Source organism: Chryseobacterium sp. MP_3.2 (assembly GCF_035984805.1).
Taxonomy (GTDB): Bacteria; Bacteroidota; Bacteroidia; order Flavobacteriales; family Weeksellaceae; genus Kaistella.
The window spans coordinates 218,461-232,062 of sequence record NZ_JAXCHW010000003.1; the positions used below are offsets into that span (position 1 = coordinate 218,461).

Sequence of the window (13,602 nt, forward strand, 5' to 3'; positions counted from 1 at the left end):
GTTCATCTTTTAAAAATTCATTCGAAAGCCTAGGCTTACGGTTCGCATCTCCGGATAGAGGTACCGAAATTCCCGGATGCCATTTTTCCCAGCAGGAGATTTTTGTTTATACCAATAGCCTAAATTGGTAGCATCTAAAAAAATACTGGCTTCTTTAATGACATATGATTTCACGGGTCTGAATGGTAAACGATAAGACAAATTCACGTTCTGAAATTTAATAAAGGTGTTGTCATACAGAAATTTTGTACTGTTCGGGACAATTCTATTATTATTTTTAGGAATGTGATTACTTGCGTTAGGATTAGTTGGAGACCAGTAATCGTAAGCATTTACACTCATATTTCGGTTAGACAAAATCCGATGCTGGTCAATTAATTCGCCTAATATCAATTGATCACCGCCCCATTCGAAATTAAATAAAAATGAGAGGTTGAAGTTTCTGTAAGTCAAACTGTTGCGTAAGCCGCCAATGGCATCTGGCTGTGAATTACCTATTATTTTCCAGTTTGCAGTAGAAAGTGTAATTTTATTTGCGTCTGTAGGAACGCCATCTATTAAAAAAGAATCCTGTCCGTTTTCCGGATTTACGCCAAGCCACTCGTATCCCCAAATTGCTGAAGTAGAAGTTCCTATTTTCTGACTTCTTGCGTTCGAAGCAATAGAATAGGGTGTACCGAATCCAAGAAGATCCGTTACCTTATTTTCAACGGTAGAAATATTGAAATTGGTGGTCCAGATAAAGTTTTTCTTCTTAAACCAATTAATTTTTGTAGAAAATTCTATGCCCTGATTGTACATTGCTGCACCATTTATTTGTGCAGACGTATAGCCTATTTCTAGGGGAACTTCTCTACTGACAATCATATCAGACAAATTATTTCTAAATAACTCGACCGTAATTTCTATCTTTTTAAAGAAATTTAAATCCAGTCCAGTATTGTATTTTTCATTTTTTTCCCAGCCCAATTCTGCATTTCTGGGGGAGCCGGAATCTGGATAACCGTAATCAAAATCATATTCAAATCCATTTTGATAAATATTGTACAATCCCGAAGAACGATAAGAACCAATTCTGGAATTTCCTGTAATTCCCCAGGATGATCTTAACCTTAAAAAATCAATCCAGGTCTGGGACTTTATCCATTTTTCATTAGAAATAACCCATGATAAACCAGCACCGCCGTTAAATGCGGCATTGATGTCATTTCCAAAAGCAGAACTTTCGTCCCTTCTAACGGTACCGGAGAAAAAATACTTCTTAGCATAGTCATAATTGACCTGCAAAAAATAACTTCTACCTCTGTTTTTAGAAGTCAATTTTTTAGTGGTATAGCCGTAAATTAAAACATCATCATTGGGATCATTTAAATTATTAAAATCAATGTATTGGGCAGCTTGAGAGGGCAATTGGTATTGTGAGAAGTTGATAAAGTTTCGGCCACTTTCATAATTCTTGTCGTCTTCGTCAGCGCGGGTCTCGATTCCTAAAATACCATCCAAGGAATGTTTTTCTCCGAAACTCTTTTGGTAACTCGCTTGCGCACTCCAGTTCCATTTAAAGTATTTTGAATTTTTTAGAATACTGGTTCCATTATTTGGATAGGCGACATTATCAATTATAAAATTCCCATTGCGCTGTCCACTTTCGTTTAGACCGGATCGCCAGTTAACATCATTTTTTTTAGAATAATCTACACCAAAAATGGAGCTTATTCTGAAATTTGTAAAGACTTCATAACCAACATTAATACTGGAAAGTAGCGAATTGCTTTTGGTGTTGCTTATATTTTGATTTGCTGCTGCCAAAGGATTTGGAATACCCTTCGTGCCAGTTAAAGAATAATTTCTTTCACTGTTATATATAGGGAAATTAGGAGCTAAAATGAAATTAAAAAATTGATTAGGCGCCTCTTTTTCCAGTTCACTATATTGCGTGTAAAGAGAAATATTCAATTTTTTCCAGTCAAAACCTATTGTAGCATCAATTCCTTTTTTCTCTAGATTATTAATAAGTTTAGCTTCGTTGTTTTTGGAATAATCAAGGCCGAAGCGGTAGGTAAAATTGTTTTTACCGCCATTTACGCCAAAGTTGGTTTTGTAGTAATCACCAGGTTGATTCATCACCTCAAACCAATCCACATCTACACCGTTATTTAAAATGGAAGATTGCCCATTATTTTTTCTGTACGCGCTGTAAAGTTCTGTGTATTGTTGAGCATTTAGATATTTTACTTTATTGATTGGAGCAGAAACTCCAAATTGTGAAGTATAACTGTATTTTGGTTTTCCTTTCTTTCCTTTTTTAGTCGTAATAATGATGACCCCGTTTGCCGCATCAGCTCCGTAAAGTGCAACGGCAGCTGCATCTTTTAAAATGCTGATATTTTCAATATTGTCTGTTGAAACCCGAGCGAGGGAATTGAAATTAAGTTCAGAATCACCGACTCCGTTAAAAAACTGCGCGTCAAAAGGTTTATCCTCTTTAATGATAATGCCATCGATGATGATTAAGGGTTGTGTAGAAGTTCCCAGATTATTTCCGTTTAAACCGACCAAACTACCAAGTCCTCTGATGTTAATTGCAACAGGTTTCCCTAATTCTGAACCTCCGGATATTTGAACACCTGGTGTTAAACCAATAATCATTTTGTCAATACTTTCATAGGCCTGAGAAGTATTAATTTCTCTCGCGTTGATGCTGACAATTGAACCTACAACCTCTTCTTTCAGTTTCTTCGTACCATAAGATGAAGTAATCACCACTTCTTTTATGGCAATTTCTCCGATTGTATCCTTCTTTGTAGTCTGTTGAGAAAAAAAAAGACCAGGCACCAGTAGGAGAAATGAATGTTTTCGCATTATTTTTTAATTATAATAGGGAAAGTAGTTTTTAATCCTTCGGATTCCAGAAGCATCAAATAACTTCCTGCGGGCAATTGTAGCGATAATGTAGTGGAATTTCGGAGTACTCCACTTTTAATTAAGGCAGCGGCATAAGAATAAATTTGGTAAGATCCGGAGATTTTTCGGTTCAAATTTATAGTACCGTTTGACGGGTTAGGAAATATGGTGAGCTTTTCTTTGGGAATATTCTTCACCCCAAGCGTGCTTCCGGAAATGGTGTATAATTCTTTTCCTGTAGTGCCATTGTCGGCTGCTAGATAAATGCTTCCATTAAAAGAAATTTGATCTGAAGGTGAAGCATTACCAACTCCTGGATTGATATCTAAAAACAAAGTGGTGTTCGCTGCAGTTCCGTCTGTTCTCCATAATTCTGAGCCAGAAGTTCCATCATTTGCAGAGAAATATAAGAAATTGTTAAAGGTGAGAAAATTAGAAGGCAGGGAATTTCCGGTAGGGTTGATGTCTTTTACCAAAGTTTTAGTTACTCCATCTGTACTCCATAATTCTATATTTCCCGTAGATGCAGCTGCCTGAAAATAAACTTTGCCATTATGTTCATAAAAATCTGAAGGATTGCTGTCTCCAGTAGGGTTGATATCAGCAACCATCATTGTTCCTGCAGTCGTTCCGTCTGTAACCCAAACTTCTTTTCCATCTGTTCCATTCGTGGCTTCGAAAAAAGTTTTGTTTAAAGTAGGCGCTGTATAGAGATTGCTTACGGTAGCACTTCCAGTTGGATTTATTGTTTTCACCAAGGAAATAGTGGTGCCATCGGTTCTGTAAAGCTGTGTGTTTCCGGCAATGTTTCCACCTGAAAATAAAAGTTGAGCGCCTAAAACTGCAGCAGAAGTTCCTACTAAGTTCGTATTATCTAGTACAGAATAAGTATTACTTGGGGTTAATTTATACAATCGGTAAAGGGTACTGGTCGCTTCCTGCGCTCGGAAATAGAGATTTCCGTTAAAAGACACTATAAATCCAGGTGAGGAGGAAGCGCTTCCAGGTTTAATGTCTGCGGCGATAGAAATTACACTGCCGTCATAGCTGTAAATTTCGCTACCATTTAAAGCGGTTAAAGCAGAAAAATAAAGTTTTCCATTAAAAATAGTCAAATTTGAGGGGTTAAAACTGGACGATCCCGGATTAGAATCTGCGACCAATACTGTTCCAGAGTTTGTGCCGTCGCTCTTCCATAATTCCGAGCCGTTAACCCCATCAGTAGCTTTAAAATAGAGCTGACCTTGATACTCCACAAATCCCGAAAGCAACGAGCTGGTGGTACCACTTCTAATATCTTTCACCAAATTAATCTGAGAAAAGCATAATTGAGAAATGATTACAAAGAAAATATAGATGTGTTTCATGATGTAAAATGTTAATTAAAATATTGTTTCTATAGTAAAAGTAAAAAAAATCTCACGGAAAGATTAATTTTTATGGATAAATTTAAACCTTAATTATAGAAAATCTTTGAAATTTATGAGAGTAGGATTGATGTAAGTTTGGTGTAATTAATCGAAAACTCATTGCTATTTAAATTGATCCTCACGTGTTTAAAAGGTTATTTGTTACAGTCGCACTCGTATTTTCGATACAATGATATAAAACGAATTCTGCTTTAAACAAAGATAACGCTTTGAAAATCAAAGCGTTATCGAATAAATAGTAGACCCACAGGGATTAAAGTTAAACAACACTACGGCATCATAAACAATCATTTATTTGATTTTAAGCGTTTTACAAAATTTTAAACAACACTACATATCCCTAAAGCATCCTAAACAACACTTAATTTAGTCCCCGATTTTTGAAGCGGGGGACTAAAAGTATAAGCTCATAAATGGTATTGATGTTGCGAACTTTTGAATATTTTAAAAAGAGTTCTTTGATCTAAAAGTTGTTCATGTAATAATTTGATAATAAAAAAACCTATAATGGCCATTATGTAAAACATAATGCACATTTCCTCCTATCTTTTAAAAATCCACTCTTATCTGAAAAATCTAAATACCTAACACTCAAAATATAACAATTAATTATTTTACATTATTCAAAATTTATGAATATTTTAATAAAAAATGCTGATTTTAATTGCGAAATTATATTTAGATTTGAGAATCACAAATGAATTGAATAATTAAAAATTTATCTCGTAAAATAAAACACACTAATCATTTCTCGAAAATCAATTGGGCTTTAATTTTGAACAAAAAATTATAAAGTCTTCTAATAATTTTTATTGCGCTGCTTTACTTTTAACTTTTTGATATTTATTTGAGTAACTACCACTTAAAAAAGAAATAGTTTATGTCAGAAGCAACGATGAATACACTTCATACAACATCAGACCCAACAGGAACAAGCATCCGTCCTGAATTGATAGCGGAATCTTTTTTCTTTATAGACAAGTCGGGTACTTATTCCCAAGAAACCGACGGGAAATTTGGTAGTGTAGATTCTGGAAATTTCTTTAGAACCACAAGCAAAATCAGTTATTCTGGAAAAGTATTTGCTATTTGCTCCGGACAAGTGCTTCTGCAACCGAACAGCCAAGACAACACCAAAGTGAATCTTATTTTGCGACCGTTTCGCCAACCAATTAATGGTCTCGCAATTAAATACATTATTTATCGTGGGCTTAAAAAAACTGATTTTCTTACAACAAATGAAAAGGAAATTCTTCCCAAAGGAACTTCTGCAACTGGTTTTGTAAACAATATACGGGAAGAATTCGAACATTTTATTTCCCAAAATTCAACCGAAACTATTCCTTTATTTTCTAAATATATTGGTTATCCTAATTCAGACGCAGAAGGTGAAGAAATACAAATGGAAACGGATTCTATTGACCAATATTTCTTCAAAATTTCTCTCCCAAAAGAAGAAAATGGCGAACCAACCGCACAAGAACTTAACGCATTTGAATTGCCAATGATCGCACAAGGAACTTATCTTGGCAATGCCGATATGAATTTAGGAATTGATATTGTTCTGAATGAAGGCGATTTTACCATAGAGATCGATTCTAATCCTTTTAAATTAAACCTCGCATTTGCGCGATCTGCAGATCATAAACTTGATCCTGCGGGTGCAAATTCTGATTTTGAGAAAAAACTCATTCGGGAATCTGCCACTCAATTCTTAGATGTTGCTTCCTTTTACGGACTTCATGCACAAGGAAAGGGAAAAGTTTTCGTCAATTCACAAACCGATCCTTTAACGAGCGAGGATAGTGTTTATAATCTCATTAACAAATTCTCAACTAAAAATACCACCTATCTCTGCATCCAAAGTAGCAGACAAAGATCTTATAATTTCTATGGAAATTATGACATAGAAAGAGAAAATAATAACACGGTTGATATCAAATTGAGCACAGACGGAACTAATTTCATAGAAGAAAAATTTAATGAAAACTGGCCAGTTCGGGAATTCCCCAATCAGCCACCACTTGCATTACAACTAAGCACAGATAATTACGCTGGAGCGGGACTTTATGTAAAGCAAGGTATTCTTAATACTTCTGTTACCAGCCACGAAGATTATTTTATTAGAGATAAAAACCTTTTAGTGGAAGCAGATTCTGGAAATACGACTGAATTTATCAAACCGATCGCTTTTGATTTTATAAAATCTGGAAACAATATTATTTCGTCTTTCATCCAACTAATTTACGAAGGCAAACAAATATCCGTGACTTCTGAATCTACAGATCCGAACGTTCCCGCCCAGTTATTTTACATGAAAGATATTGACGATGTTTTTGGGCTCATAAATACTAAACCTTTGTTGCAACCTCAAAATACCCACCAACTGGCATATGTTGTAGATCAGAATCTTTTGCTCATTAATTTTGAAAACAAAACAGGTGGAAAAGATATTGCTACTGTTACCACAAAAAGAGTAGAAGATAAAGTAATGAAAGATAAGGATCAAAGTTTAGTACGAGTGACCTATGAAACTTTGCTCAACAATATCCGTCAAAATACAGGCTCATTCTTCCAAAGCGGGTCCGCTTATCTGGATAACAGCAACAGTGGTATGATTTCTTACAGCAAAAATCTGAACAATTTCTACAAACCAGAATCTCCTTACTATTTGCAAACCGAAGTTTTTACGGGAACTGACGGTAACACCATTACAGGCTTATCGCTGCATGTGGAAGACGGCAGTTTACCCAGTAAAAAACTTTTGGGCATTACAGAACCAGAAAACACCATCTTCAAAGAACTTATAGAAACAAACGCTTTGAATAATCCTAAGTTCTTTTTTAAGAACGAATTGGAAGATGAAGAAAGTTATTTTACATCATCTGAAGGAGTTGCTTACAGAAGATACAGTCTTTGTATTAATGGGGAAGATCAATCAGGATATCTTAAATTTTTTGAACCGCAAACCAAAGTCTTAGTAATCACCATTGATAATATGGTTTTTGCAAGTGAGCAGTATAGCAAGTGGATGCCGAGACTAGTAAGAGATGGATTAGTAATGTTAAAATTAAAACTTTAAACTATGAAAGAAGCTGTTGTTTTAATGAACGGTTATATTACCTATTTAGATACAATAACTGGTTCTCCAACATATAATGCAGATGTTCCTATCGTATTTAATAGAGATGGTCGAGTATTAATGTTTACGAAAGAGAATATTACATATATTGCCCTACACAACTCAAAAACAAATGAATTTCTTTATTATGCTAAAGCAAAAGATTTTTGGCAGAATGCAATACCTACAAAAGATACTTTTTTTGCTGATACCTATTATTCTCCTCTTGGAAGTAATGTTTTTAAAGCTGATAATGTTCCTGTACATTTAGATCCAGCAAATATATATGGTAATGGAGTTTCAACAGGAAAAGGTATAGAAAACGGAACTCCTGTCATTTTAGTAACAGAAAAAATTATCTATGAATCGAATAATGGTTATTATACTATAGAAAAAAGAAGTTTTACGTTTGATGAAAAGGTAAAATGTAATGAAAGTGGTACAATAGTGAAAGGAAACTTATGTAGCAATCAGAACTTCGACTCAGGAATACAGCATTTAAAAGATTATAAATCTGAGAATTTTCTCAAAATTTCCATAGATTCTGAAGAACAAATTAAGAACTATCGTTCCAGAGTTGCTGATAAAAAATATAGAAACGAAAAAACGGGGGAATTTTATTTTGATTTCACACAAGACGCTCCTATTATTGAAGATATTTCCTACATGTTTTTTAAAATTTTAAAAAACAGTAAACTAGTAAATTATCTAAAAAGTTCAGACATAAATCTCTTTCAGTTATTTGAAATTCATTTTAATATTATCAATTATCAGGACTCCGAAAGTACGTTACCGGGAAATGCCCAGACATTTTATCATAAATCCTATAATGAAAGATATTTTAATCTATTATATGTGAGATTAATAGAATTTTACTACTGGGCAAAAGGAGTGGAAAATAATTTCTATTCTATAGAAAAGATGGATGTGCGGATCAGAGTATTAAGCCTCTTTACCGAGAATGAAATTGCCGAACTCTCGTATGATTATAAAATAAAACTCTTAGAAGACATACTAAAGACAGAATTAATTATTAGTGGGAAATGGAGCATTTATAACGGGACCAATCTTACCGAAGAAGAATTAATTATAAAAATCATACGGTCTTTTTACAGAGAAGATACAATTGGCAATCCTGTATATAATGAAATTAATAATTTTCTTGATTATCTAGTTTCCCAACCGAGATATTATGCAGACTCATCAAAAACACTTTTTGAGGTCTTATATAGAAAAATAGATGATACTTTATTTTTTGGTGATGATGAAATGGGTGCGCGAGGAAAATATGTTCAAGCAGTTTACGATCTTTGGTCGGAAAGCAAATATAATCCTAATCACGAGCTGCCATTAGTGGCAGCAAACGCACTGAAATTATTTACTTATACACCTTATCAGGCTATTGCAACCCCCCAAGGTGGAGATCTTGCAGCAACAAGAATCATTAATTATGAATCTACAAAAACTGCGTTGGGGTATATTGACAATTATGATTTTGATTTTTATAACCTTTATGGTCTTCATAAGATAAAATCTATAGAAAAAGTTCCCGCATCACCAGGCAGCGAAGCAATAAGAGGCTATTACCACATTTACCAGCCTGTAACCATAAAACAAACCAATGCAGATGATACCATTGTAAGCGTACCCAAAGAAAACGGAGCTACGCCAATTTTCTATCTGATGTATGCAGACAGCAAAGGTGATAACAGTGATATAAAGACTGGGCTTGGATTGGGGCTGGATATCGCATTATCTTTCTTGGGAATTAGTGAATACAAAGCTATAAGCTATCTTACAAAAGCAGGGGAATTTAGAAAATATCTTGCCGGTGGTCTTACTGCAGCAGAAGAAGTAGCCTTTATTGCAAATGTAGCCAAAGGATTTGCAGCAGCGCAATCTGTATTATTTGCTTCGCATTTTATCTTTAATTTTGCGACTAATAATTGTGCAATTTTTAGGGACGAAGAAGCTCCACCAGAAAATGATCCAGACTATAATCTCTGTCAGGAAATAGATCATTGGCTTTTTGCTGTAGAGATGCTTACATTTTCTGCTGATTTATTGGCGCAACGTGCTTTTAAAAGAGCAACGAGAAGATTACGGCAAGCAATACCAAATGGAACGGAATACAATGGGATTAGAAATGCTATAAATGGGATTGATGACGTTATTGAAGAATTTAACCAATTTAAGCAATTTTTACTACAAAATAATTACAATAAAGTTTACACAAAAGTAGAAGCATTTGCCAATGAAGAAGATAAATTTGCTTTTATGTTTGATTTTAAAGGGAAGAATAGTTATCTCACAGAATTGGAAAATGAAATAAATATAATTGATGATTGGTTAGAAGTATCTTATTTAAAACTATATAGAAAAAATATAAAATTTTTAAAGTCATATAATTTTATTATAAAAGATGCCAGATGTGCAAGATTAAGGCAGCATATTCTTGAAGGACATCATAATAATACTGGAACATCTGTTAGTGGATGGCATCATATTTTTGGAAATACAAACCAAAATGAATTTGGTCGTGTAATTGAAAACACCATTAACAATTACGATCCTAGGGGCTATTATAGTGCACAAGTTGAAATAAAAAATCAATTTGGAGTTTATATTCCTAAAACTGCAAATGGTGGAATAAATGATATGTTCCCATTAAAATGGCAGGATAAAGAAGTATTAGAAAATATAACACTTGCTTTTACAACCAATGTTTTTAGAAGTGGAAATCAATTTTGGGGAAATATGAGTGATGGGAAAATCCTGGTAATCTGTATTAATGGGAATAGTAAAAATATTGATGCTACAACAATAATCGCCACAGTTTGGCCAAGAAGATAAATACTAAAAATCAAAAAAATGAACGCACTAGAAAAATATCAGGTAAGCTTTTACATACATAATCCTTTAGGGAAAAGTATAAAAACGATTAACGATTGGCTTTCTCTATATATTGGGGATCATTATTACCCCACTATTGCTAATCTACTAGTTAATGAAGTTAATTCAGTATTTACCGGAGAAAAAAGTTATGGTGGTTGGGATACACAAAGTCTTTATCTAGCGAAGATTACAAAGACAACCACAAAAATATATAAAGATTTATATCATTGGGAAGAAAACAATAATATTGCCCCCGATTTTGAACTATCAACCTCTGATTTTAAAGTTATTGTAGAAGCTTGGCGGGATTTTTTGGCAAAGTAAAATTATAGAAATAATTTATTTCATGGGTACATCAATAACGATATGTTCCGGCAGGATTGGACAAAAGAAGAATTGTTAGATAATATTGCATTGGCATATGTAACAAAAACGTTATGTTTCTGGTAACAAATATGTTGGACAAATGAGTGATGCAAAGCTGATAACAATTTGTGTAAAAGAGGGGAATAATAATATGAACGTTGATTTTATTAATGAAATAATAACGGCTTGGCCAAATAACTAGAATATGAGTACTATATCAAAATACAAAATACAATTTGGTATTAAGAATATTTTTAATACTGATCATAAATTTATGAGTTTTACAAATACATTTTTAGATAATTTTATTACTGATTTTTACGATGTTAGTGGCTCCACTCAGTTATTAAATGCTATTAAGGATGTAATAAATAAACCTCTAGAGGGAGATATGTTTTTTCCATCACAAGGTTTACAATTAGCAATAATTACTACTCAAATTACAAAAATTTATGACGAACAGGATAAGTTTTATGAAAATGAAAATTCTTCGCCAGATTTCCAATTACCAACCTCCGATTTTAAAGTCATTGTAGAAGTTTGGCGAGATTTTTTGGCAAAGTAAAATTATACGTATAAAATTTATACAAGAGTTGTTGTTCTTTGAAATTGATGTTAATTTTTTTGAAATCACTGGCTTTCTATCTTAGAGCTGCTTACTTTTTCAGGCGATCTTTTAGCAAAAAGAGCCTTGAAAAGAGCTACAAGACACTTGAGGCAGAATATACCTTCAGGGTCGGAATACAATGATTTAAGAAATGCTTTAAATGGTATAGACGATTTATTGCAGGATTTGAATAACTTTATCAACGATATTAGAATTTCTCATCCATCTGTACATAGTGAAGTAATTCTGATGTCTGAAAAGAACCAATTAGATTTTATGTTTGATTTTGAAGGCAACAAAATTATGCTAGATCAGTTACAGACAAATCCTTATCTGATACAGGAAAGCTGGGAAATAATTGTAGATGACTTAAAGAATCTAAGAAAAGATATTAATTTTCTCAAAAATCATAATAAAATTATACATAATTTAGAATTAATAAATCATATTCATACAGGTGATGTGAAGCTTATTTTAAATAATTCAGGTCCAACAGGTGTTGAAATTACTGGTTATCATAATGCAATTGTATTAAAAAGTTCTCCTAATGCAGGAGAAATTGGTTGGAAAAATCCTCCACCTAAATATAGTAATCCTAATAATCAAAATGATAGTTATTTACGAGGAAAAATTAGAATAAATATGATTGAAATAGATCCAAAAACTGGTGAGAAGTGGAAAGTGGCTAATTCTAGTCCTCCTAATCACTTTAAGACAAAAAAATCAGATAATGTTTTTTGGCCTCTTTCTTATCGTACAGATAGAATTAATCAAGAAATGGCTTACGTTATTGGACAATTAAAAACTCCACCTATTTTGGGGATTGTTAAAGGGATTGATAAAAAAGGGAAAATAACAATAATATATGAATGTCGTGCTACAGATGGTCATCCCATAGAAGTAATGTTTTATGGAGGAGATATGAATACAGGCAAAATGGCATCAATTTATCCTAAATATTTTTAAATATGAAAGAAGAATACAAACAAGTTTTGAAAAAGTATGGGATTTCTTTAACAAAACAAAATACAAGTTTAAAAGAAATGCGTTCAAGTGATTATTTGTCAACCTTTATATCTTTATGGGAATCTTCTGAAAATATAGATGAATTTGTTGATGATATAAATAGGTGTTTAGCTGGAAATTTTAATTCAATCGAAGATCCTGATTGGAGTATTCATACATTTCACGCAGAATTAACTCCTACAGGTTTAAAAGTTTATGACGTAAATGATCAGAATGTGATTACTGGATTTGATGTTTTTCCATTAGTGGATATCAAAAATCTTTTATTGGTTTGGAAAGAATTTTAACTTACTAATTATATTTTTATTATTTAAATAAACGGAGGATGCAAAGTAAATGTGAATGAGTACTTTTTTCCCGGATCATTGGTCAAAAGAAAAATTACAGCAAGAATTAGCAAAAGCTTTCAGAAAAAAAAGTTTGATGAAAATACTGCGTGGATTGGCACTATGACGGATGGTGTACAAGTGAAATTTCAAATTAGAAATGGTATAATTGAAACAGCACATCCATTTTTTAAATAATTTAAAATAAGTAAAATGAATCAGAATTTAATTAATAAATACAAAATAGAATTAAAAGCCATGTTCAACCTATAAGTGCGACAATTTTATTTTGTAGGACTTCGATTGGGTTTTTATAATTAAATTTTCTAATAGGTCTGTAATTTAGTAATTTTTCTACTTCTTTTATTCTTTCATCTGATATGTTTCTTAAATCCGTTTTCTTTGGAAAAAATCTTCTGATGACGCCGATTCGGTTCTCCACAGTTCCTTTGTCTTGTGAGGTATATGGTCTTGTAAAATAAGTAGACGCATTTAGGTCTTTGCCGATCTTGTGATGATAGGCGAACTCTTTCCCATTGTCAAAAGTGATGGTCTTTATCCAGGAACTATTAAATCTTGTGAGTCTTTTATTCATTTTCTGATAAACTTCTTCTGCATTTTTACTTTTCAATTTCTCTATCATCGTTATCAATGTGGTTCTATCTGTCATCACCAGCAAAGCAGATTTATAATTGCTTCCCATCATTAGATCTACTTCTATATCTCCAATTCTGCTTCTGAATTCCACTATTTTTGGTCTTTTATCTATACCTATTCTGCCTATTATTGCGCCTCGCTTGTCTTTTACATTTGACCTTTTTTGTTGTCTACCTGGAAAAAACGCTCAAATTGACCACCAATTTTCGGAGCAAATTGACCACCTGTTCCGGAGTAAACTGACCACCAAGATTCGGAGCAAATTGACCA

Annotated in this window: 8 protein-coding genes and 1 pseudogene; 6 read left to right on the top strand and 3 right to left on the bottom strand. The window is 33.1% G+C overall.

The features are described from left to right. Window positions 1-9: 9 nt before the first annotated feature. Both RCH13_RS06780 and RCH13_RS06785 read right to left on the bottom strand, forming a co-directional pair. Window positions 10-2,862, bottom strand: coding sequence for a SusC/RagA family TonB-linked outer membrane protein (locus RCH13_RS06780; protein ID WP_326986480.1), 2,853 nt, complete (start codon window positions 2,860-2,862; stop codon window positions 10-12). Beyond that, window positions 2,862-4,271, bottom strand: coding sequence for an ELWxxDGT repeat protein (locus RCH13_RS06785; protein ID WP_326986481.1), 1,410 nt, complete (start codon window positions 4,269-4,271; stop codon window positions 2,862-2,864). The genes RCH13_RS06780 and RCH13_RS06785 overlap by 1 nt, the downstream gene beginning before the upstream one ends. A gap of 943 nt (window positions 4,272-5,214) precedes the next feature. Between RCH13_RS06785 and RCH13_RS06790 the strand changes: the two genes are divergently transcribed. From RCH13_RS06790 to RCH13_RS06815, 6 genes are all read left to right on the top strand, one after another. Continuing rightward, the gene (locus tag RCH13_RS06790) at window positions 5,215-7,416 is read left to right on the top strand and encodes a hypothetical protein (RefSeq protein WP_326986482.1); all 2,202 of its coding nucleotides are present in this window, start codon (window positions 5,215-5,217) and stop codon (window positions 7,414-7,416) included. A gap of 3 nt (window positions 7,417-7,419) precedes the next feature. Further along, window positions 7,420-10,308 carry an EndoU domain-containing protein gene (locus RCH13_RS06795; protein WP_326986483.1) on the top strand — a complete coding sequence of 963 codons (2,889 nt, stop codon included), beginning with the start codon at window positions 7,420-7,422 and terminating at the stop codon, window positions 10,306-10,308. 18 nt (window positions 10,309-10,326) lie between these two features. Continuing rightward, complete coding sequence (locus RCH13_RS06800) at window positions 10,327-10,674, top strand: hypothetical protein (RefSeq protein WP_326986484.1); 348 nt, start codon at window positions 10,327-10,329, stop codon at window positions 10,672-10,674. Between the two features lie 247 nt (window positions 10,675-10,921). Next, a complete protein-coding gene (locus RCH13_RS06805) occupies window positions 10,922-11,281 on the top strand; it encodes a hypothetical protein (protein WP_326986485.1) in 360 nt (119 codons plus the stop codon). Window positions 11,282-11,407: 126 nt separating this feature from the next. Beyond that, window positions 11,408-12,289: a hypothetical protein gene (locus RCH13_RS06810; protein WP_326986486.1), complete on the top strand. Its 882-nt coding sequence runs from the start codon at window positions 11,408-11,410 to the stop codon at window positions 12,287-12,289. Window positions 12,290-12,291: 2 nt separating this feature from the next. Next, a complete protein-coding gene (locus RCH13_RS06815) occupies window positions 12,292-12,636 on the top strand; it encodes a hypothetical protein (RefSeq protein ID WP_326986487.1) in 345 nt (114 codons plus the stop codon). 301 nt (window positions 12,637-12,937) lie between these two features. Here RCH13_RS06815 and RCH13_RS06820 read toward each other — a convergent pair. After that, window positions 12,938-13,507, bottom strand: a pseudogene (locus tag RCH13_RS06820) (IS30 family transposase); the annotation flags it as partial. Window positions 13,508-13,602 lie beyond the last annotated feature (95 nt).